This is a genomic window from Phyllobacterium sp. A18/5-2 (assembly GCF_025452215.1).
In the GTDB taxonomy this organism is placed as follows: Bacteria; Pseudomonadota; Alphaproteobacteria; order Rhizobiales; family Rhizobiaceae; genus Phyllobacterium; species Phyllobacterium sophorae.
The window spans coordinates 450,922-473,630 of sequence record NZ_CP104967.1 but is presented as its reverse complement, the minus strand read 5'-3'; the positions used below and the strand labels follow the sequence as shown (position 1 = coordinate 473,630).

Genomic DNA, 22,709 nt, shown 5'->3' with positions numbered 1-22,709 from the left:
ATGCGTAAACTTTTGATCGGTCTTGTCGGGGCGGTTCTCGCTTCGTCGATGACCTTCGCCTACGCCCAGGACAAGAAGGTCAATATCGCCGTGTCCATTCCGGCGGCTGACCATGGTTGGACCGGCGGCGTCGTCTATCATGCCGAACGTGCCGCCAAGATTCTCGAGGCCAATCATCCGGGTCTGCAGATCACGATCAAGACATCTCCGGACGGAGCTTCGCAGGCCAATGCGCTGGAAGATCTGACGACACAGGGTATCGATGCATTGGTAACCCTGCCGCACAATTCCGATGAGTTGACCGATCCGATCCGCGCCGTCAAGGAAAAGGGCATCTTCGTCACCGTGGTTGACCGCGCCCTGTCCGATCCGAGTATCCAGGATCTTTACGTGGCCGGCAATAATCCGGAGCTTGGCCGGGTTGCCGGCGAGTACCTCAAGAACACGATGAAGACCGGCGACGTCGTCGTCATCCGCGGCCTGCCGATCGTCATCGATGAAGAGCGTCAGAAGGGCTTCGACGATGCGATTGCCGGCAGCGGCATCAAGGTGCTCGACAAGCAGTTCGGCAACTGGTCCCGGGATGATGCCTTCAAGATCATGCAGGACTATCTGACCAAGTTCCCGAAGATCGACGCCGTATGGTGTCAGGACGACGATATGGCTGTCGGCGTGCTCGAAGCCATCGACCAGGCCAAGCGTACCGATATCAAGCTGGTTATCGGCGGCGCCGGCATGAAGGACATGATCAAGCGCGTTGCCGATGGCGATGCAATGACACCGATCAACGTCCTCTACCCGCCTTCAATGGTCGCAACAGCCATGGAACTCACCGTGGCGAATTTCTACGATCAGGTACCGGTGCGCGGCAAGTACATCCTCGACGCAACGCTCGTCACCAAGGACAATGCCAAGGAGTTCTATTTCCCGGACTCGCCATTTTGAGGTGAGGTAGGTTGCAATCCGAGAACTGGAAAGGCCCGCAAGGGCCTTTTCATTTAGCCCCGAATGCCAGCGGCAGGCTGAAGGCCCAGACCGATCGTCCCGCATCGGCGGGGATGGGCGGGAAGGGCGCTGCACGGCGAACCGTATCCACCCCTGCCTTGTCCACGACGGGATTGCCAGAGCTGCGGCCAACGGTGAGGCCGGTGACGCTGCCATTGCTGGCAACGACAAACGAGACAACCACCTCACCGCGCAGCCGTTCCTGCCGCCGCAAGGCCCGGCGCAGTTTCGATGTTACCGCACCGGGATAATTGGATACCGCAGCATTGCCCTGCGCTGACGATTTACCCTTGGCATTTCCGTCGGCATTGTTTTCGCCAGCGTTCTTTCCATCGGCGATACCGCTGCGTGCGGTCCGCTCATTGCTGCCGTCGCGGCCCGATGCTGTTTTGGCCGGCCCTTTCCTTGCCCTTGCCGCCGGCGCTGCTTTCTTCACCGTCTCTTGCGGTTTTTCAGCCACGCGCTTTTCGGCAACGTGTTTCTCGATCGCGGGCTTCTGCAGCAAGGGCTTTTCTACGCTCTTTACTGCGGGTTCATCCTCGAGCGGCTGTACCACTTCCTTTGAAGGTTGTTGAACCACGTTTTCATCTTGCGTTGGCTGCAACGGCGTAACGGCAAGAATTTCAGGCGCCTTGCTTCCTGAAACGTCCGACATTTCCGCCAGAACCGGATCAGCGGCCGCAGGCGGCGTGCCCTCGACAGGTGCAATGCTCTCAACCGGCTCAGCGACCTCGACGGGCTTTGCCGTTTCGACCTCCTTGGCCGGCACCGGCTTCGGCATCGCCATCGTCACCAATGAAACGTTCATCGCCTCGGGATTGGCCGGATCGGGCGCTCCCGAGGCATTCGCGTCCACCGATCCATCGCCGAGCAGAGCCGGCATCGAGATCTTGACGACCGGCGATCAGCACTTCATCGGCGACGAAGCCGATAAGAAGCACGGCTAGAGCCACATGAAATCCACAGGAGATGACAAGTTGCCGGTACCATTTCGTTGTGGGTCTCTGCGGTTTTCCCGCGATGCTTCCATGTTCAACGGCGTCGGAGGAAAGTTCGGGCTGGGCTGTATCGAGGAACTCGACAGCCTCCGGTTCATCCCCGACGTCAAAAGCATCATTCTCAATGACATGGAGCGCAGGCGGGTCCGTCCGTTTTGCAACGGCGGAACTTTCGGGTCGGAACGCCAGCGCATAGGCCATCTCTAGTTCCCAGAATCGCACGCCGGATTTCGTCGTTGGATCAAGCTGGCGGATGCAGGCTTTTGGATCGACCCCCGCGCCGGAACATTCGGTCGCATCGTTCACCAGGACACGGGCGATCTTCGAGCAATCCGTATCCCCAAGATCGAAACGCCGGACCTTGGTCTTGCCCTGCGGCAGGTCCTTGAAGTCCAGCACCGTAATGCGGTCGACCACTTGGGCTTGATTGAACAGGGCAATCTCGAACGCGGCCTTGTCGAGCGGCGCGTTGAGATTGTTGGTGGCGATGAAGGTCAGTCTGCAGCCCTTGTCCGAGGGCCGCAGGGCATTCAGTTCAAGTGTCAGGGCTGGCGCCGGGGAGGACTCTTGCCCCGACGCCGACCCTGTTGCGGCAAGCAGGAATATGGCTGTAACAGCGGTCATGCTATGGCCAAGGCTTGCTGCAAATTTCATGATTACCATCCGAACTGTTTCGCCAGCGTGAGTTTGAAGGTGCGTCCCTTCGCGTCCGTACCGGCCAGGTTGTTGCGATAGAATTTGTCAAAGACGTTCTCGACCGCGAAACGGGCCTCCAAGCCGGCATATTTCTCATCGGTTGGCTTCCACGAGGCGAAGATGTCGTGCACGCCATAACCGGGCGTCGGCTCGCCGGTGAAGCCGGTGTCCGCAGACGCGGCAAACCTGCCGCGCCAGCCATATTCGACGCCGTAGTCGACCATTCGTCCGCCGAGCGTCAGAGCAATGTTCTGCGCTGGAATGCTCGTCAGTGGTTCGCCGGTCTCCTCGTCTTCACCCTTGATGTAGCTATAGGCGGCGCGGGCGAAGAACACCTCGGCATCGTAGGACCCTTCGACTTCCACACCGTAAATCTTGGCTTCGTTGATGTTGACATAATAGCTAACCGGCAGCCGGTTGCGGTTGTCCGGATTGGTGGTGATCAGATTGCGCAGCTGATTATAGAAACCGGTCGTCTTCAGTTGCAGTGTGTCGCCGGCGCGGACAAGGTCGTAACCCGATACGGCGAAGCCGACTTCGTAGTTGTTCGATGTTTCCTTTTCGAGCCCGATGCTGGCAATTCGTCCACCCGGATAGGTCCGGCCGGGTATGGAGCTGGAATACAGTTCGTCGATTGTCGGGAACCGCTCCGTATGCGCGAGCGATCCAAACACCGAGAACGTATCGTTGAACTTGTAGAGTGCAGCGAGCTTGGGTGAGACCGCGTCATCGGATTCGTCCTGCGCCCCACTGATGCCATCGGCTGGCGAGGTCTCCCGATAGTCGAAGCGAATTCCGGGGATCAATGTCAGCTTCTCGCGCCAGACGAATTCGTTCTGGGCGTAAAGGCCATATTTCGTTTCCGTGCCTTCCGGATGGAAAAGGATCGCTCCTGGCGAAAGGCCAGCAATTGATTCCGCCTGACGATCCTGATGACTGATCTGCGTACCCAGCGTCAGAAAATTTTCGAAGGCTTCGCTTTTGTATTCGAAGGTGTTTTCCACCCGCGCCTGAAAGGTCTTGTACGAATAATCTGAATCGTCAAAGAGCTGGCTTGGAACGCCCGCCAGACCGGATGCATCCGATTGTTCGTTCGACGTATCGGAATACGATAGGTTTACCTTCAGATCGAGCCACGGGTTGTCGCTGGCCGGATTTTCATAGGCGAACACCACTGTCTGGTCTGTGACCTTGCGATCGACGGTACCAAAGCCGCTATCGGTCTGCGAATATTCCTGATCGTCCGTGTCGCCCTGCCAGCGCTGATAGGAGAGGCGGATTGTCTGCTCGTTGCCGTCACCGAAACGATACGTGCCCTTGGCCAGGCTGGACCATGATTCAAATTCCGAGCCAGGAATATCGTCGCCATTGCCGTCCTTGAAATCGTTGGACTGGCGGTAATTGCCCATGCCGAGGAATTCGAAATTCTCGTTGATTCGCGTCGCATAGATGGTTGAGCCGAGAAGGCCGGTGCCATTGGAATCATAGGCGCTCTTCACACGAACCGCATTGTTCTGGCCATCGGCCAGAAAGTCCGCCGCATCCTTCGTCGTCAAATTTATGACGCCGCCGAGCGCGCCGGAACCGTAAAGTGTCGACGAAGCCGGCCCGCGCAGCACCTCGACCTGCTTGTAGAGTTCGGGATCGCTGAAGAAAGATCCCATGCGATACTGTTCGTAGAATTTCGGTGTGCCATCGACGTTGATGATGATCTTGGATTCGTCCGCCGCTGCGGCCGCGCCGATGCCGCGAATGTTGAATGCCTCCCCGAAAACGCGGTCACTGCCGATGGCTGTCACGCCCGGTACATCGCGCAGCGTGTCACCGATCGTTTGTGGCTGATCCTGGTCGATCTGTTCCTGGTCGATCACCGTCACCGCCTGCGGTGTATCGATGGCGATCTTGTCGACGCCGGCGCCGATCACGAGGCGCTGCAACAGCGTCACGCGCCCCTTCTTGGTCGCCTCACCTTGAACCGGCTCATTTGTTTCCGTTCTCTGTTGCGCCTGCTGCGCCCCGGCAACATGCACTGCGGACATTATCGCCATTGCCGATCCGCCAAGCAAAGCAGTGATATTTCGTGCCACCAGCCCCATAATTCTCATTCTCTCCAGGAGTTCAGTTCGTCGCTGGCTGGCCGGGAGAGCTTCGTGCCGATGCTCCAATGCTTGCTTGCAGTTTTTGTCTTTTTAGAAGGTCACGGTAAACTTGACTCATTGACTCTTCTTTTGATTGAGTAATAAATATGACAATACGAGTCAAGTTTAATTCACCGGAATAATGCGGGCGGCATTGTTCCGGACAAAACCAACCGAAAAGGCCAATTGCCATGTCCCGGCGTCAAGTCATCGATCTGCAGGTTCGTCTTCCGAATTTGACACCAATTCGCACCGATTTTGCCAAACCGATGCAGCAAGACATTCGGATATTCGGCAGCGATATTCTGTTCGATGGCTCCAATGAAGTCGGCATCGAGCATGCCGGATCGCTTTACCGGCTGAAAATCACCCGTCAGGGCAAACTGATCCTGAACAAATAACGAAGTAAGTGGGCTTGAAACATGACCGAGACTGTAAAACCGACACCCGAAGCGATCCGGCAGGCGAGGGCGGACAATCCGAAGATGCGCGAGCGCGACCTTGCGCAGCAACTCGGGATTTCCGAGGCCGATCTGGCAGCCGCCTACTGCGGGATCACCGTCGTTCACATCAGCCCGCGCATCGAAACTTTCCTGACCGAGATCAAATCGCTTGGCGAAGTTCTGGCGTTGACGCGCAATGAAAGCGCCGTCCACGAGAAAATCGGCGTCTACGACAAGCCTGTCGTCGGCAAGCATGCCTCGATGCTGCTTGGCGCGCAGATCGACATGCGCCTCTTCCCGACTTCCTGGGCGCATGGTTTCGCTGTGGAAAAAGAGGATGGCGATACGGTCCGCCGCAGCCTGCAGTTCTTCGACGCCGCCGGCGAGGCGGTCCATAAAATCCACCTCCGGCCAGCGTCCAATCTGCAGGCCTATAACGCATTGGTGGCCAAGCTCCGGCTCGACGATCAGTCGCAAATGTTGGAACTGGCATTGCTCCCGAAGCCCGAGGAAAAGACCCTTGAGATCGGGGAACTTCGATGCTTCAGGCCTGCGCGACCGCTGGACCCAGATGAAGGACGTGCACGAATTCTTGGCCATCCTGCGTTCGCTCAAGATGACCCGCCATCAGGCGGTGCAGGTGATCGGCCAGGATTATGCCTGGCAGCTCGACTCCGGAGCACTGGCAGCGATGATGCACCATTGCGCCCAGGAGCATATTCCGATCATGTGCTTCGTCGGCAATCGCGGCTGCATCCAGATTCATTCAGGACCGGTAAAGTCGGTCAAAGCCATGGGCCCGTGGATCAATATCCTCGACGAAACTTTCCACCTGCATCTGCGCACCGATCACATTGCCGAGGTCTGGGCCGTGCGCAAGCCGACCAGGGATGGCCACGTCACCTCGCTCGAGGCCTATGGTTCCGAAGGCGAGATGATCATCCAGTTCTTCGGCAAGCGGCATGAGGGAGCCGGTGAGCGCAGCGATTGGCGCCAGTTGATCGAAGGCCTCCCGCGTCTGATGCGCGCCGCAGCATAGGGAAATGACCATGACATTCAGACTTCCGATCATCGCCGGCGTTCTTGGTCTTCTATCCTGGTCCGGCGCCACCTTTGCCGAAGAAATCACCGGCCGTGTTGCCGATGCGAGCCGCGTGGTGTCGATCGGCGATTCCATCACCGAGATTGTCTATGCGCTCGGCGAAGAGGGGCGGCTGGTCGGGCGTGATTCGACCAGCACCTATCCCGATGCGGCCAGCAAGCTGCCGGATGTGGGCTATATGCGCGCGCTGTCACCGGAGGGTGTGCTGTCGATCAACCCGACCGCGATCATCGCCGTCGAGGGCAGCGGTCCGAAAGAAACCATCGAGGTTCTCAAGAAGGCGAGCGTCCCCTTCGTCTTTGTGCCTGAAAAATATACCGCCGCCAGCGTAGCCGAGAAAATTCGCACCGTCGGCAAGGCGCTTGGTGCCGATGCCAAGGCGGAGAAGCTTGCAAAGCAGGTCGAAGCCGATCTTGCCGTCGCTCAGGCCGAGACGAAGGAGATCACGGCCCGCAAGCGCGTGCTCTTCATCCTCAGCGCCAAGGACGGCAAGATCATGGGCTCCGGGACCAAGACGGCTGCCAATGGCATTATTGAACTTGCTGGCGCGGAAAATGCCGTCACGCAGTTTGAGGGTTATAAGCCGCTGACTGATGAGGGCATCATAACGGCAAAACCGGACGTCATTCTCGTCATGGATCGCGGCGGCGATCACGCCGCTGCCAATGCCGAGCTTCTCGCCAACAGGGCCATAGCGGCAACACCTGCAGGCGAGGCCAAGAACATCGTGCGCATGAACGGCCAGCTCCTTCTCGGTTTTGGTCCGCGAGCGGCAAAGGCAGCACACGATCTCGCCAGGGCAGTTTACGGCAACGAAGTGAGCCCATGAGCTATGACGTCTTGATCAAGTCAGCCGCCCCGCGATCGACGTTGGCTGGCGGCAAAACACGCGCGCAAGGTGACCGGTCGTTTCTGGCAAAGAGCTCGATCCTGGTGCTTTGCCTGGTTCTCGTGGCAACGATCGTATTGAGCCTTGCCGCTGGCGCATCTGATGCGTCGATTGTCTCGCTCATCGGTGCATTGTTCACCGGCATTGACAGCACCGCCGATGCGTTGTCATTGCGCGACCGGATCATCATCTATGACATCCGCCTGCCGCGCGTCATTCTGGGCGCACTGATCGGCGCCTCGCTCGCCGTTTCCGGCGCGGTCATGCAAGGCCTGTTCCGCAATCCATTGGCCGACCCCGGCATTGTCGGCGTGTCGGCAGGTGCCGGCCTCGGTGCAGTCAGCATGATCGTCCTCGGCGGCACATTCCTTGCCCCTTTGATCGCTCTGTTCGGTTTCTACGCCCTGCCGCTCGCCGCCTTCTTCGGGGCGCTCGCCTTCACGCTGATTCTTTATCGTGTCGCCACGCGGCGCGGGCAGACATCCATCGCCACCATGCTGCTTGCCGGCATCGCTCTCGGCGCCATGGCCGGTGCCTATATGGGCGTCCTCGTCTACATCGCCGATGACCGGCAATTGCGCGATCTCACCTTCTGGGGGCTGGGCTCGCTTGCTGGTGCCAACTGGGTGAAAATTGCCGCTGCCGGTCCGTTCATTGTCTCGGCATTACTGATCTCGCCCTTTCTCGCCCGCGGTCTCAACGGCCTTGCTTTGGGTGAAGCGGCAGCAAGCCATCTTGGCATTCCCGTCCAGCGCTTCAAGCGCATCGCGATTGTTGTGGTCGCCGGAGCAACCGGTGCATCCGTTGCCGTCAGCGGCGGCATCGGCTTCGTCGGCGTGGTCGTCCCGCATCTGCTGCGCCTGATGATCGGACCCGATCACCGCTACCTGCTTCCGGCCGCCGCCCTGCTCGGCGCTAGCCTGCTGCTGCTTGCCGATGCGGTCAGCCGCACCATTGTCGCTCCATCGGAATTGCCGATCGGCATCGTCACCGCCGCTGTCGGCGCGCCGTTCTTCCTTTGGATATTGCTGCGCCGCCGCGGCATTCTGGATCTACGACAATGATTGAAGTTTCCGACATTTCCGTTTCCCTCGGCAAGAAAAAGATTGTTGAGAATGCCAGCTTCAATGCCGAGGCGGCTCAGTTCACGGTGATTGTCGGGCCAAATGGTTCGGGAAAAACAACGCTGATGCGCGCGCTGTCAGGCGATCTGCCCTTCACGGGGCGCATCGCCATCAACGGATTTGCAATCAACCGGCTGAAGCTCTGGCAAATGGCAGCGATGCGGGCGATCCTGCCGCAATCGACACAACTCTCCTTTCCTTTCACCGTTCGCGAAATCGTCAAGCTCGGACTGATCAGCGGCCGCTCGGGTGCCGCGCGGCGTGAGGCGGAAGACCTGCCGGATGAAGCGCTGGCGCTTGTCGATCTCGCGGGATTTGGCGGCCGTTTCTATCAGGAGCTGTCCGGCGGAGAGCAGCAGCGGGTACAACTTGCTCGCGTCCTTTGTCAGGTCTGGCACCCGCTGCTCGACGGCCAGCCGCGCTTTCTCTTCCTCGATGAGCCGGTCTCCAGCCTCGACATCAAGCATCAGCTGATCATCATGCAGATCGCCCGTGCGTTTGCTCAGCGAGGCGGCGGGGTGATCGCCATTTTGCATGACCTGAACCTCACTGCGATGTATGCCGATCGTGTCGTCGTCATGCATGGTCGCCGGATCGATTCTGTCGGAACGCCTGCCGAAGTCCTGACCGACGAGCGTATCCAGCGCGTCTATGAATGCGCGCTCAAGGTGGGTGCCTTACCCGCCACGCAGGTGCCGTTCATATTGCCGCAATCAGCTGCACTATGAATTGTCAGGAGAGATTATCTACCTATTGACACTTTGCAATGATTTGGTACTAAATATAGATGTTCCGGTTCTTTCAATCGCAAGATTGGGAGCTAAGAGGGAAGCCGGTGAGGTGGTCATTTCCACCAATGCCGGCGCTGCCCCCGCAACTGTAAACAGCGAGTTGTTGTCGCCTAAAGGTCACTGGAGTGTTGCTTCGGGAAGGCCAGACAGCAGCGCCGACCTGTGAGCCAGGAGACCTGCCGAAACATGATGAACGTCCACGGGCGGGGTGTCCCGGTGTGTCGCTTGCAATGGTTGGCGTGCCAAGCTGACCAGCTACATTGCAATGCGTGCGCTCGACCTTTGCCCCCAACATTTGGGGTAAACACATGTCTTTGTCTGTCGAAATCACACGCTCCGGCGGCACAGCGCCAATTGGTGCCAGCGAAACACCGCAACCAACCGGACCGGCTTACCGCGTCATCCGCCGCAATGGTTCGGTTACACCCTTCGATCCGCTCAAGATCACCGTTGCGCTGACCAAGGCGTTTCTCGCCGTCGAAGGCAGTGTCGCTGCCGGCTCGCGGCGCGTGCATGATGTGGTCGAGGCGCTCACCGCCGATATCGTCGCTACGCTGAAGCGGCGCAGCGCGGAGGGCCGCCTGTTCCACATCGAGCGTATTCAGGATCAGGTCGAGCTCGCCTTGATGCGCAGCGAAAATCACAAGGTGGCGCGTGCCTATGTGCTCTACCGCGAAGAGCGGGCGCAGGAACGTGCGAGGACCGCCACTGAAAACGCCAGCGATACTGGTCCAAGGTTCACGATCACACAGCCCGATGGCAGCAGGGAGCCACTCGATGACGACCGTCTCGCGCGTGTCATCGACGAAGCCTGCGAGGCGCTGGAGGGTGTGCAGGCCGCTGCTGTCCTCACCGAGACCCGCCGCAATCTCTACGATGGCATAACGCTGGACGATCTGTCCCTCGCGCCGATCCTTGCGGCGCGCACCCTGGTCGAGACCGACCCCAATTATGCCTTCGTCGCCGCGCGCCTGCTTCTCGACAAGCTGCGCCGCGAGGCGCTGGGCTTTGTCTTCGGCAGGCCGCAACAGGCGACCCAACATGAGATGACCAAGCGTTATGCCGACTACTTCGCAGCCTATGTGAGGGCCGGTATTGATGCCGAACTGCTGGATGGCGAACTCGCGCGCTTCGACCTGACCCGCATTTCCGCCGCTCTCAAACCGGAACGCGACCTGCAGTTCCAGTATCTCGGCCTGCAGACCCTTTATGACCGCTATCTGCTGCAGACGGGCGGCATACGTTTCGAATTGCCGCAAGCCTTCCTCATGCGCGTCGCCATGGGGCTCAGCCTTCGTGAAATCGATCGCGAGGCCCGCGCCATCGAGTTCTACGATGTTTTGTCCTCGTTCAATTTCATGGCCTCGACGCCGACGCTGTTTAATGCCGGTACCCAGCGCGCGCAATTATCCTCCTGCTTTCTGACCACCGTCGCCGACGATCTCGACGGGATATTCAAGGCGGTGAAGGACAATGCCTTGCTTGCAAAATATTCCGGCGGCCTTGGCAATGACTGGACGCCGGTGCGCGGGCTCGGCGCCCATATCAAAGGGACGAACGGGACAAGCCAGGGCGTGGTGCCATTCCTGAAAGTCGCAAACGACACGGCAATTGCGGTCAACCAGGGCGGCAAGCGCAAGGGCGCGGTCTGCGCCTATCTGGAAACCTGGCACGTCGACATCGAAGAGTTTCTCGACCTGCGCAAGAATACCGGCGACGATCGCCGCCGCACCCATGACATGAACACCGCCAATTGGGTCCCGGACCTGTTCATGGCCCGCGTCGAAGCGGACGAAGACTGGACCCTGTTTTCCCCCGACGAAACGCCTGAGCTGCACGACCTTTATGGTGCAGCGTTCAAGACCAGATACGAATTCTATGAAGCCAAGGCGGCACGCGGCGAGATCAGGATCTTCCGCACCGTGCGCGCACTGGATTTGTGGCGGCGCATCCTCACCATGCTGTTCGAGACCGGTCACCCGTGGGTGACATTCAAGGACGCCTGCAACATTCGTTCGCCCCAGGGCCATGCGGGCGTTGTGCATTCATCCAATCTTTGCACGGAAATCACCCTCAACACCTCGAAGGACGAGGTCGCCGTGTGCAATCTCGGTTCGGTTAACCTTGCAAATCACGTGACACCGCATGGCCTCGATCTGGAGCAGCTTTCCCGCACCGTTTCGACTGCCATGCGCATGCTGGACAATGTCATCGACATCAATTTTTACACCATTCCCGAGGCGCGCTATTCGAACCTGCGCCATCGTCCGGTTGGGCTTGGCCTGATGGGCTTTCAGGATGCCTTGCAGGCATTGCGCATTCCCTATGCCTCCGACAAGGCGGTGGCCTTTGCCGATCACAGCATGGAGGCAATTTCCTGGCATGCAATTTCCGCGTCCGTTGACCTTGCTGGCGAGCGTGGCCGCTATCCAAGCTTTAACGGCTCGCTCTGGTCAAGGGGCATTCTGCCGATCGACTCGATCGAATTGCTGGACGACGCCCGCAAGGCAAGCGGCGGCCGGCTCGACATGGATCGTTCCTCGACACTCGATTGGGAAGCTCTGCGCCAGCGCGTAAAAACCACTTGCATGCGCAATTCCAACTGCATGGCCATCGCCCCCACAGCCACCATCTCCAATATTTGCGGCGTTGCCCAGTCCATCGAGCCTGCCTACCAGAACCTCTTTGTCAAATCGAACATGTCAGGCGATTTTACCGTGGTGAATGCAGCGCTGGTGCACGACCTGAAACAACGCGGATTGTGGGACGAGGTCATGGTCTCGGATCTCAAATATTTCGATGGCTCGATTGGCGAAATCGACCGTATTCCTGCCGACGTGAAGGCGCTTTATGCCACCGCTTTCGAAATCGACAGTTCATGGCTGATCGCCGCAGCCTCGCGCCGGCAGAAATGGATCGACCAGGCCCAATCGCTCAATCTCTATATTGCCAACCCGAGCGGCAAGAAACTGGACGTGCTTTACCGGCTTGCCTGGAACAGCGGTCTGAAAACCACCTATTACCTGCGTTCGCGTTCAGCATCCCACGTGGAGAAATCCACGCTGAAGGGCACTGATGGCAAGCTCAACGCCGTGACGGCAATGCCCGCCCCACAACCGATCCTGCTTTGCGAACCGGGGGGCAATGTCTGCTCAATCAATGATCCTGATTGTGAAGCCTGCCAGTAGCGCCTCAAGCGCCCGCCTGTCTCAACCTGATGGAAACCTGGGAACCGACAATGCTTGACTGGACCGAAACCACCAACAGCCCACAACGCGCCATTCACTTAGCGCCCACGGCAACCGCCGATGCGACCGGACTTGGCAGTATCGATCGCGGCGGCGGCCGCGTGCGTGTCGATGACAAGGCGATGATCAATGCGCGCGCCGACGTGAACCAGCTTCTGCCGCTCAAATATCACTGGGCATGGGACAAATATCTTGCCGGCTGCAACAATCACTGGATGCCGACTGAAGTATCGATGCAGGCCGATATCGCGCTGTGGAAATCCAGGGATGGGCTGACCGAGGATGAGCGGCGCATGATCAAACGTAATCTCGGCTTCTTCGCCGCCTCCGAGTCCCTCGTCGCCAACAACATCGTTCTGGCGATCTACCGCCATCTCACCAATCCCGAATGCCGTCAGTATCTGTTGCGCCAGGCCTTCGAAGAGGCGGTCCATACCCATACGTTCCAGTATATCGTCGAGAGCCTTGGCCTGGATGAAGGCGAGCTCTTCAACATGTACCGGGAGGTGCCTTCGATTACCGACAAGGCGGCCTGGGCGCTGAAGCACACGCAAAATCTCGACAATCCCGACTTCAGGACAGGCACGCCGGAATCCGATCAGTCCTTCCTGCGCGATCTCATCGCCTTCTATGTGATCTTCGAGGGCATGTGGTTCTACACCGGCTTCGCCCAGATCCTGTCGCTCGGGCGGCGCAACAAGATGGTCGGTATCGCCGAGCAGTATCAGTACATCCTGCGCGACGAGAGCATCCACATGAATTTCGGCATCGATGTGATCAACCAGATCCGGAACGAGAACCCGCATCTGTGGACCAGGGAATTTCAGGACGCGATCCGCGACATGATCAGGGTCGCCGCCGAACTTGAAGCTTCTTACAGCAGAGATACTATGCCGCGCGGGTTCCTCGGGCTCAACGCTGCGCTCTGCGAAAGCTACATGCATTTCATCGCCAACCGCCGCTGCGCGCAGTTGGGCCTCGCGCCGGTCTTTCCCGAGACGGACAATCCATTTCCGTGGATGTCGGAAACCATGGATCTGAAGAAGGAGAAGAACTTCTTCGAAACCCGTGTCATCGAATACCAGAACGGCGGAGCACTGGCATGGGACTGAAACTTCCGCATCGGGTAGCCGCCACTCAGTCACCCGGTTCGGCCGCTGCGCGGCCAGAAGAGATCTTCCTCGCCTGGTTGTTCTGGTTGCCGAGGAATGCCGACCCGATAGAGGCTGCGCGCCGCGAGATCCAGCGCATCGATTCTCGGGCTATCGATGCGGACGGCCCGCAGCAATTGAAAGCACTGTTTACGGCGCTGGTCGACAATCGGCGAAAGGGCAGGGCCCATTGAGCCCTGCCCTCGTTTAAAAGAGCCCGGCGCCCAGTATGAACGGCGCCATTGCCGCTATCGTGATTTTTGAGGCTGCCGCATGCACGTGGTTAATCAACACGTTGACATCGGGCGAGCCAGCAATGGGAACGATGGCCGATGGTACTTTCAGTAACGGACTTGTCTTTGCCTTGTGCCAGCCATCACCCATGCGCTGCGTCAGCCCCTCCTGCCGTCGCCAGTCTCGAGGCAAATCCTCCAGGGTAACTGTTTCGGTCTCCAGATCGTCCGGAACGTCGTACGTCACCATGACAAGCGCCGGCAGAAGCGCCGGATCTTCGACATGCACCAATTTCTCCAGCACGCAAAGTGCGGGCGACGTGGCGCAATAGGTAACAGCGTGACCGGTCGTGTTCCAGTGCCCATCGAACAGCAGGCCGTAACCACCGTCAAAAGCGTCTGCATGCTGCCGGCCAGACAGGCGCCAAAGCCGCATCAGGCGGCTGCACCCCCAGGCGATCTTACCAAGGACAGTCTCGATGACGCGCGCTCCGGCTTCCGTCTGCGCAACGACGAGCGGCGTTTCGCCGCCAAGTTCGGTCAGTGTTCGCCGCAGCCAGCGATTGGCTTTGTCTTTCTCACCAAAGGTTTCCTCCGCCAGTGTCTGAACACGCATGAGCCGGACTGCCCTATCGGACTCATCCACCGTCAGCGGCTGCTTCTTGTCGGCACGATGCCGCCGCGTTCGCTGTGGTATAACGAACTGCTCGATTTCTTGACTGCTCAATCCGGCAAGCGTCAGGCCTTTGAGAGCACTTAGCGGCAACCGGTTACGGACCACGGTTGCCAGATCCGCCTGTGAATGAACTTCCGAGCCAAGTACTGGCACACCGCCAAGCTTTCGGGCGACTTCTTCGACGAGGGCTTTTGACATGTTCGATCCTTTGCGGCAATTTGCACTAATATGGGCGGCACATTGCCGATGTGCAAGAAAAGATCAGATCCACTCATATATGAGATTGCGACATTTCCTGCCGCCAATAGAATTGATTTGTTGACATAAACATATCTTTATGTGACCCTGCCGCCTCTTCCAAATCACGGATCATGAGGCCTGTCGAGTTATGAGTATTGCAGTCGATAATCTGTTCGGTCCCATGGGCGCTCCTCGGGACGGACGGGAAGTTTTTGCAGCGCTCACCAAGGCGGCGCAGGAACGTATCCTCATTCTCGACGGCGCCATGGGCACGCAGATCCAGGGCCTCAACCTCAACGAGGAAAGCTTTCGCGGCGAGCGCTTCGGCGACTGCTCCTGTCATCTCCAGGGCAATAACGACCTTCTGATCCTGACGCAGCCGCAGGCGATCGAGGATATCCACTACGCCTACGCCATGGCAGGTGCCGATATTCTCGAGACCAACACCTTTTCCTCCACGACCATCGCCCAGGCCGACTACAGCATGGAAAAGGTCGTCTATGAACTGAACCGCGATGGCGCCCGGCTTGCCCGCCGAGCCGCATTGAAGGCCGAGCAGAAGGATGGCCGTCGCCGCTTTGTCGCCGGCGCACTCGGCCCGACCAACCGTACGGCCTCGATTTCACCGGACGTCAACAACCCCGGCTACCGCGCTGTTACGTTCGATGACCTGCGTGTCGCCTATGCCGACCAGGTACGCGGCCTCATTGATGGCGGTGCGGATATCATCCTGATCGAGACGATCTTCGATACGCTCAATGCCAAGGCGGCGATCTTCGCGACCCAGCAAGTGTTCGAGGAGCAGGGCGTCACCCTTCCCGTGATGATTTCCGGCACGATCACCGACCTCTCCGGCCGCACCCTTTCTGGCCAGACGCCGACAGCGTTCTGGTATTCGGTGCGCCATTCCCGGCCTTTCACCATCGGCCTCAACTGCGCGCTTGGCGCCAATGCCATGCGCGACCATCTGGCGGAAATTGCCAGCGTTGCCGATACGTTTGTCTGCGCCTATCCCAATGCTGGCCTGCCCAACGAATTCGGCCAGTATGACGAGAGCCCGGAGGCGATGGCTGCGCAGCTGGAAGAATTCGCCAGGGAAGGCCTGCTCAACATCGTCGGCGGTTGCTGCGGCTCGACCCCCGAACACATCCGGGCGATCGCCGCGGCGGTCAGCAAATACAAGCCGCGCGAAATTCCCGAAACTGCGACCCACATGCGCCTTTCGGGCCTTGAGCCTTTTACGCTGACCAAGGACCTTGCCTTCGTCAACGTCGGCGAGCGCACCAATATCACTGGCTCGGCCAAGTTCCGCAAGCTCATCACCGCCGGCGATTTCGCCACGGCCCTCGATGTCGCACGCGACCAGGTGGCCAACGGCGCGCAGATCATCGACATCAACATGGACGAGGGCCTGATCGACAGCGAAAAGGCCATGGTCGAGTTCCTCAACCTCATCGCCGCCGAACCGGACATTGCCCGCGTGCCGGTGATGATCGATTCATCCAAATGGGATGTTATCGAGGCCGGGTTGAAATGCGTGCAGGGCAAACCGCTGGTCAATTCCATCTCCATGAAGGAGGGCGAGCAGGCCTTTATCGATCACGCCAAAAAGGTGCGCGCCTATGGTGCGGCCGTGGTGGTCATGGCCTTCGATACGGACGGTCAGGCCGACACGCTGGAACGCAAGGTCGCGATTTGCACACGCGCCTATGACCTCTTGACCAGGGAGGCGGGATTCCCGCCGGAAGATATCGTCTTCGATCCCAACGTCTTTGCTGTCGCCACCGGCATCGAAGAGCATAATGGCTATGGCGTCGCTTTTATCGAAGCGACCAGGCAGATTACCGAAACCCTGCCGCATGTGCACATTTCCGGCGGCATCTCCAATCTGTCCTTCTCGTTCCGTGGCAATGAGCCCGTGCGCGAGGCGATGCATGCGGTGTTCCTCTACCATGCAATCCAGGTCGGTATGGATATGGGTATCGTCAATGCCGGTCAGCTCGCGGTGTATGAATCGATCGACCCGGAATTGCGCGAAGCCTGCGAGGATGTGGTTCTCAACCGCCGCGACGATGCGACCGAGCGGCTGCTTGACCTTGCCGAACGCTACAAGGGTTCGGCGGGCAAGGAAGCGCGCGAACGCGATCTGGCCTGGCGCGAATGGGGCGTCGGCAAGCGCATCGAGCACGCACTGGTCAATGGCATCACGGAATTCATCGATGTCGATACCGAAGAGGCGCGGCTTGGGGCAGAGCGGCCATTGCACGTGATCGAAGGTCCGTTGATGGCCGGCATGAATGTCGTCGGCGATCTCTTCGGTGCCGGCAAGATGTTCCTGCCGCAGGTGGTTAAATCTGCCCGCGTGATGAAGCAGGCGGTGGCTCTGCTGCTGCCCTATATGGAGGCGGAAAAGCTTGCCAATGGCGGCACCGGCGAGCGCGAAAGCGCTGGCAAGGTATTGATGGCGACCGTCAAGGGCGACGTGCACGATATCGGCAAGAACATCGTCGGCGTCGTGCTTGCCTGCAACAATTACGAGATCATCGATCTCGGCGTGATGGTGCCCTCGGCCAAGATATTGCAGACGGCCAAGGAACAGAACGTCGACATCATTGGCCTGTCCGGTCTGATCACGCCATCGCTTGACGAGATGGTGCACGTTGCCTCGGAAATGGAGCGCGAAGGCTTTGATATTCCCCTGCTTATCGGGGGCGCAACGACCAGCCGCGTGCACACTGCGGTCAAGATCAATCCGCGCTATAACAAAGGCCAGACCATCTATGTGACGGATGCGAGCCGCGCCGTTGGCGTTGTCTCCAATCTCCTGTCTTTGGAGACCAAGCCCGGATATGTCGAAACAATCCAGGCCGAATATTTGAAAGTCGCGGAAGCCCACGCGCGCAACGAAGCGGACAAGCAGCGGCTGAGCCTCGAAAAGGCACGGGGCAATGCGCACAAGATCAACTGGTCATCCTATACGCCGCCCAAGCCGAGCTTCCTCGGCACGCGGATATTCGAAAATTACGATCTTGCTGAAATCGCCCGCTATATCGACTGGACGCCGTTCTTCCAGACTTGGGAATTGAAGGGCCGCTATCCCGCCATTCTCGACGATGAGAAGCAGGGCGCAGCGGCGCGGCAGCTCTTCGACGATGCACAGGCCATGCTGAAGAAGATCATCACCGAGAAGTGGTTCAACCCGAAGGCCATCATTGGCCTGTGGCCAGCGGGCGCGGTCGGCGATGATATTCGCCTCTTCACCGATGAGGCACGCAAGGAGGAACTAGCGACCTTCTTCACCCTGCGCCAGCAGCTGTCGAAGCGCGACGGACGCCCGAATTTGGCGCTTGCCGATTTCGTCGCGCCGGTCGACAGCGGCAGCAACGATTACGTCGGCGGGTTTGTCGTCACTGCCGGGATCGAGGAAATCGCCATTGCCGAACGCTTCGAGCGGGCCAATGATGATTATTCCTCCATCCTTGTCAAAGCTCTGGCTGACCGTTTCGCCGAAGCCTTTGCCGAACTGATGCACGAACGTGTCCGCAAGGAGTTCTGGGGCTACGCGCCCGACGAAACCCTTTCGCCGGACGAGCTGATTGGCGAACCCTATCGCGGCATCCGCCCGGCCCCCGGCTATCCGGCACAACCCGATCATACGGAGAAGAAAACGCTGTTCCGCCTGCTCGACGCCGAGGCCAAGATCAACGTTCGCCTCACGGAGAGCTACGCGATGTGGCCTGGCTCATCGGTTTCGGGTGTCTATCTCGCCCATCCGGAAAGCTATTATTTTGGTGTTGCAAAGGTCGAACGCGATCAGGTGGAAGACTATTCGAAGCGCAAATCCATGCCGGTCGCCGAAGTCGAGCGCTGGCTGGGACCGATCCTCAATTACGTTCCCGCGCCGAGGGTTCAGGCCGCCGAGTGAAGATAGTGCCGTGGCGGTGCCCCGAGCATGCGCTTGAACATGGTGGTGAAGGCCGGGACGCTGTTGTAGCCAAGATCGAGTGCGACGCTGGTTACCGGCTCGCCTTCCGTCAGCCGCGGCAAGGCTGAGAGCAGACAGGCCTGCTGACGCCAGGTGGAAAGGCTGAGACCTGTTTCCCGGCGGAACACACGCGTGAAAGTGCGCCGGCTCATGCCCAGTCCATCGGCCCAGTCATTGATATTGGTGTGGGGTGAGGGGTCTTTGAGAAAACCCCGGCAGAGTGCCGCCAGACGCCGGTCTTCCGGGAAGGGCAGACCGAGCGGGCGTTCCTGCAGGTTTGGAATCTCGTGCAGCAGCAGTCCCATGATGAAAGTCGTCCGCGGATCAGCCGGTACATCGGCGGGAGCCGCCACCGCCTCCCTGATCAAATTGTCCATCAGCGGTGTCAGACCCACCACGTGCAGGTGGCTCTTCAAGCCGTCGACCGCATCGGGCCGCACGTAGATCGAGTGCATGGCGACATCGCCGAGCATGTCGACAGCATGTTCGATCCCGGCCGGCAGCCACAGCGCATGATGCGGCGGCACCATCCAGCGGCCGAACTGCGTCGTGACCATGGCAACGCCGGTGATCGCGTGCAGCAATTGCGACTGACTGTGATGATGATCGGGAATATGAAATCCGGATGGATAGTAGGCGGCGAGGGCAAAGACGTCGCCCTCCGCCTGCTCGAGCCAGTCGAGACGCATCTTGTGCAGCTCTTCCAGTTCGACGCCGGCGGCATTGCGCGCGGCAAATGTTTTATAGCGCATGTTTTGGCCCAGTCACGAAAGAACTGGACCAAACCACGAAAGCAGGTTGGGCGCAACAGGTATATCAGTGGCTCAGAAGGGCGCCGCAGTCGTTTGCGATAATGCCCTCATTCTTCGATGGAAACGCTAAATGACCGATACCGCCATGCCTGCGCAGCGCAGTTCCGCTGAAACCACCGTATTTGCCATCATATTTGCCGTGAGTTTTTGCCATTTTCTCAATGACATGATGCAATCGCTGCTTTCGGCCATCTATCCGATGCTCAAGCAGAATTATGGCCTCGATTTCAAGCAGATCGGCTTTCTCACGCTGACCTTCCAGGTCACCGCATCGCTGTTGCAGCCCATTGTCGGCACCTATACTGACAAGCGCCCGATGCCCTATTCATTGACTGTCGGCATGGCGTTCTCACTTGTCGGGCTTGTTCTCCTATCCATCGCTACCCATTATGTGATGCTGCTTGCAGGCGCCGCTTTCATCGGCATTGGCTCTTCGATATTCCATCCGGAATCTTCGCGCGTGGCCCGGCTGGCCTCCGGTGGCCGCCATGGTCTCGCCCAGTCGTTCTTTCAGGTCGGCGGTAATTTCGGCAGCGCAAGCGGCCCGCTGCTTGCGGCCTTTATCGTCCTGCCACGTGGCCAGCAGAGTATCGCCTGGTTTTCGCTGGCAGCTTTGATCGGAATGATCATTCTCTACCAGGTCGGCAGCTGGTACCAGCGCTACCGCGCCGCCAATGCCAACAGGCCGGCCGCAAGCAGGCAGCTGAAACTGCCGCGGGGCAAGGTCGTGATGTCCTTGATCATCCTGACGCTGCTGGTCTTCACCAAAAACATCTATCTCGCCAGCATCTCCAGCTATTACACCTTCTACGTCATCCACAAGTTTGGCATATCGGTGCCACAGTCGCAGATGATGCTCTTCCTGTTCCTCGGCGCGGCCGGTGTAGGGACCATTCTCGGCGGACCGATCGGCGACAAGATCGGTACCAAGGCGGTGATCTGGTTCTCGATCCTCGGTGTCCTGCCGTTCACGCTGATGATGCCCTACGCCAGCCTGTTCTGGACCGGCGTCCTGACCGTCTTCATCGGCCTTATCCTCTCCTCGGCCTTTCCTGCCATTGTCGTCTTCGCGCAGGAACTGGTGCCGGGCCGCGTCGGCATGATCGCCGGGATCTTCTTCGGCTTCGCCTTCGGCATGGCCGGCATTGCCGCCGCTGTGCTCGGCTTCGTTGCCGATATCAAGGGCATCGACTATGTCTATTTGATCTGTTCGTACCTGCCATTCCTGGGTCTGCTGACAATTTTTCTGCCAAGCATGCGGGAAGTTCGCGGAGAAAGCGTCGCAGCATAATCACCAGAAGAGCCCGGGACCTTCTTCCGGGCTTTTTCTTGTCCAGGGCAGTCTGCTGACGTCAATTGTCAGCGGGGGTGGTTTGAAAACCTGCCAAGCACCTCCATATAAGCAACATCATTCCCAATGATGCTTCGCATCTAGCGATGCGTTCTGCTAAACACGTCCAGACCGAAATTCCTTTCCGGGTACCTTCATGTCCTCAGCCATCTCTGTCTCCAGTCTTTACAAGACCTATTCGACCGGTTTTGAAGCGCTGAAGAACATCAATCTCGAGATCCGCCACGGCGAGATTTTCGCTTTGCTCGGGCCCAACGGCGCGGGCAAGACCACCCTGATTTCCACGATTTGCGGCATCGTCAACCCGACGTCGGGAACAATCCTCGCCGACGGCCACGATATCATCAAGGAATATCGTGCAGCGCGCACCAAGATCGGCCTCGTTCCCCAGGAACTGACGACGGATGCCTTCGAGACGGTGTGGAATACGGTCAGCTTCAGCCGGGGTCTGTTCGGCAAACCCGCAAAACCTGCGCACATCGAGAAGATCCTGAAAGAGTTGTCACTTTGGGATAAGAAAGACTCCAAGCTCATGACCCTCTCTGGCGGCATGAAGCGCCGCGTGATGATCGCCAAAGCGCTGTCGCATGAGCCGGAGATCCTGTTTCTGGACGAGCCCACCGCCGGCGTCGACGTCGAATTGCGGCGTGACATGTGGAATGTCGTGCGCGCTCTGCGCGCGTCGGGCGTGACCATCATCCTGACGACGCATTACATCGAGGAAGCCCAGCAGATGGCTGACCGGATCGGTGTCATCAGCCACGGCGAGATCATTCTGGTTGAGGAAAAAGACGAACTGATGCGCTCGCTCGGCAAGAAGCAGCTGCGGCTGCATTTGCAGGGAAAGCGCGAAACTGTACCGGAAGCGCTGACCAAGTATGGCCTCGAACTGTCGCCGGATGGCGCCGAGCTGATCTATACGTACGACACCCAAAAAGAGCGCACCGGCATCACCGCACTGCTGAAAGATCTCGACAAGGCCGAAGTCCGCTTCAACGATATCCAGACGAAGGAAAGCTCGCTGGAGGAAATCTTCGTCAGTCTCGTGAGGGAACGCAAATGAACCTCTACGCCATCAAGGCAATCTACCTGTTCGAAATGCACCGCACATGGCGCACGATCATGCAAAGCGTGATCTCGCCGGTGATTTCCACCAGCCTTTATTTCGTCGTCTTCGGCTCGGCCATCGGCGGCCGTATTCCGGAGATCAACGGGGTCAGCTACGGCGCTTTCATCGTACCGGGCCTCATCATGCTGTCGCTGCTGACGCAAAGCATCTCGAACGCTTCCTTTGGCATCTATTTTCCGAAATTCGTCGGTACGATCTACGAGCTCCTGTCGGCACCCGTTTCCTATGTCGAGATCGTCATCGCCTATGTCGGGGCAGCTGCGTCAAAGTCGATCATCCTCGGCCTGATTATCCTGGCGACGGCTGCGCTGTTCGTGCCATTGCGGATCGAGCATCCTTTCATGATGCTGCTTTTCCTGGTCCTTACTGCCGTCACCTTCAGCCTTTTCGGTTTCATCATCGGCATTTGGGCCGATGGTTTTGAAAAACTCCAGCTTGTGCCGTTGATGATCATCACGCCGCTCACCTTCCTCGGCGGCAGTTTCTATGCGGTCGACATGCTGCCGCCATTCTGGCAGACGGTGACGCTGTTCAACCCGGTCGTCTATCTCATCAGCGGTTTCCGCTGGAGCTTCTATGGCCTGTCGGACGTGCATATCGGAACGAGCCTCGCCATGACGGCAGTGTTCCTCATTGCCTGCATGCTGGTGCTGCGCTGGATCTTCAGGACGGGCTATAGATTGAAGAGTTAAGGTGCA

Annotated in this window: 16 protein-coding genes, 2 pseudogenes and 1 riboswitch; of the genes and pseudogenes, 13 read left to right on the top strand and 5 right to left on the bottom strand. The window is 58.7% G+C overall.

What is annotated here, in order from left to right:
* The gene (locus N8E89_RS20830) at positions 1–945 is read left to right on the top strand and encodes a substrate-binding domain-containing protein (protein WP_262263045.1); all 945 of its coding nucleotides are present in this window, start codon (positions 1–3) and stop codon (positions 943–945) included.
* A gap of 49 nt (positions 946–994) precedes the next feature.
* Here the strand turns inward: N8E89_RS20830 and N8E89_RS20825 are convergent, their stop codons facing one another.
* The 3 genes and pseudogenes from N8E89_RS20825 to N8E89_RS20815 form a co-directional block, all read right to left on the bottom strand.
* Entirely contained in the window at positions 995–1,786 is a 792-nt protein-coding gene (locus N8E89_RS20825; protein WP_262263044.1) for an energy transducer TonB family protein, read from the bottom strand.
* Between the two features lie 430 nt (positions 1,787–2,216).
* Positions 2,217–2,627: pseudogene (locus N8E89_RS20820) on the bottom strand (hypothetical protein); the annotation flags it as partial.
* Positions 2,628–2,659: 32 nt separating this feature from the next.
* Positions 2,660–4,804, bottom strand: coding sequence for a TonB-dependent receptor, heme/hemoglobin family (locus tag N8E89_RS20815; protein ID WP_262263043.1), 2,145 nt, complete (start codon positions 4,802–4,804; stop codon positions 2,660–2,662).
* Positions 4,805–5,028: 224 nt separating this feature from the next.
* Here N8E89_RS20815 and hemP point away from each other — a divergent pair, with 224 nt between their 5' ends.
* The 8 genes and pseudogenes from hemP to N8E89_RS20775 all read left to right on the top strand — a co-directional run bounded on the left by hemP (position 5,029) and on the right by N8E89_RS20775 (position 13,779).
* The gene (gene hemP / locus N8E89_RS20810) at positions 5,029–5,238 is read left to right on the top strand and encodes a hemin uptake protein HemP (RefSeq protein WP_106665424.1); all 210 of its coding nucleotides are present in this window, start codon (positions 5,029–5,031) and stop codon (positions 5,236–5,238) included.
* 21 nt (positions 5,239–5,259) lie between these two features.
* Positions 5,260–6,319, top strand: a pseudogene (locus N8E89_RS20805) (hemin-degrading factor).
* Between the two features lie 10 nt (positions 6,320–6,329).
* Complete coding sequence (locus N8E89_RS20800) at positions 6,330–7,211, top strand: heme/hemin ABC transporter substrate-binding protein (RefSeq protein WP_315975733.1); 882 nt, start codon at positions 6,330–6,332, stop codon at positions 7,209–7,211.
* Positions 7,208–8,335, top strand: coding sequence for a FecCD family ABC transporter permease (locus tag N8E89_RS20795; protein WP_262263041.1), 1,128 nt, complete (start codon positions 7,208–7,210; stop codon positions 8,333–8,335). Before N8E89_RS20800 ends, N8E89_RS20795 begins: the two co-directional genes overlap by 4 nt.
* Entirely contained in the window at positions 8,332–9,123 is a 792-nt protein-coding gene (locus tag N8E89_RS20790; protein WP_262263040.1) for a heme ABC transporter ATP-binding protein, read from the top strand. Before N8E89_RS20795 ends, N8E89_RS20790 begins: the two co-directional genes overlap by 4 nt.
* A gap of 48 nt (positions 9,124–9,171) precedes the next feature.
* Positions 9,172–9,385, top strand: a riboswitch (cobalamin riboswitch).
* Between the two features lie 109 nt (positions 9,386–9,494).
* Positions 9,495–12,374 (top strand): ribonucleoside-diphosphate reductase subunit alpha, encoded by a 2,880-nt coding sequence (locus N8E89_RS20785; protein WP_262263039.1) that lies wholly within the window; start codon positions 9,495–9,497, stop codon positions 12,372–12,374.
* 50 nt (positions 12,375–12,424) lie between these two features.
* Positions 12,425–13,546 (top strand): ribonucleotide-diphosphate reductase subunit beta, encoded by a 1,122-nt coding sequence (locus N8E89_RS20780; protein ID WP_262263038.1) that lies wholly within the window; start codon positions 12,425–12,427, stop codon positions 13,544–13,546.
* Entirely contained in the window at positions 13,537–13,779 is a 243-nt protein-coding gene (locus N8E89_RS20775) for a hypothetical protein (protein WP_262263037.1), read from the top strand. Before N8E89_RS20780 ends, N8E89_RS20775 begins: the two co-directional genes overlap by 10 nt.
* A 13-nt stretch (positions 13,780–13,792) precedes the next feature.
* On the opposite strand, the gene N8E89_RS20770 is transcribed toward N8E89_RS20775, so the two are convergent.
* Positions 13,793–14,692, bottom strand: a complete 900-nt coding sequence (locus N8E89_RS20770; RefSeq protein WP_262263036.1) for a type II RES/Xre toxin-antitoxin system toxin — start codon at positions 14,690–14,692, stop codon at positions 13,793–13,795.
* A gap of 190 nt (positions 14,693–14,882) precedes the next feature.
* Here N8E89_RS20770 and metH point away from each other — a divergent pair, with 190 nt between their 5' ends.
* Positions 14,883–18,659 (top strand): methionine synthase, encoded by a 3,777-nt coding sequence (gene metH / locus N8E89_RS20765; protein WP_262263035.1) that lies wholly within the window; start codon positions 14,883–14,885, stop codon positions 18,657–18,659.
* Here the strand turns inward: metH and N8E89_RS20760 are convergent.
* Positions 18,644–19,471: an AraC family transcriptional regulator gene (locus tag N8E89_RS20760; RefSeq protein ID WP_262263034.1), complete on the bottom strand. Its 828-nt coding sequence runs from the start codon at positions 19,469–19,471 to the stop codon at positions 18,644–18,646. The genes metH and N8E89_RS20760 overlap by 16 nt on opposite strands.
* 130 nt (positions 19,472–19,601) lie before the next feature.
* Here N8E89_RS20760 and N8E89_RS20755 point away from each other — a divergent pair, with 130 nt between their 5' ends.
* The 3 genes from N8E89_RS20755 to N8E89_RS20745 all read left to right on the top strand — a co-directional run bounded on the left by N8E89_RS20755 (position 19,602) and on the right by N8E89_RS20745 (position 22,703).
* Complete coding sequence (locus N8E89_RS20755; protein ID WP_106665434.1) at positions 19,602–20,822, top strand: MFS transporter; 1,221 nt, start codon at positions 19,602–19,604, stop codon at positions 20,820–20,822.
* Positions 20,823–21,018: 196 nt separating this feature from the next.
* Positions 21,019–21,945 (top strand): ABC transporter ATP-binding protein, encoded by a 927-nt coding sequence (locus N8E89_RS20750; protein WP_262263033.1) that lies wholly within the window; start codon positions 21,019–21,021, stop codon positions 21,943–21,945.
* Positions 21,942–22,703, top strand: a complete 762-nt coding sequence (locus N8E89_RS20745; protein ID WP_106665436.1) for an ABC transporter permease — start codon at positions 21,942–21,944, stop codon at positions 22,701–22,703. The genes N8E89_RS20750 and N8E89_RS20745 overlap by 4 nt, the downstream gene beginning before the upstream one ends.
* The last annotated feature ends 6 nt before the right edge of the window (positions 22,704–22,709 follow it).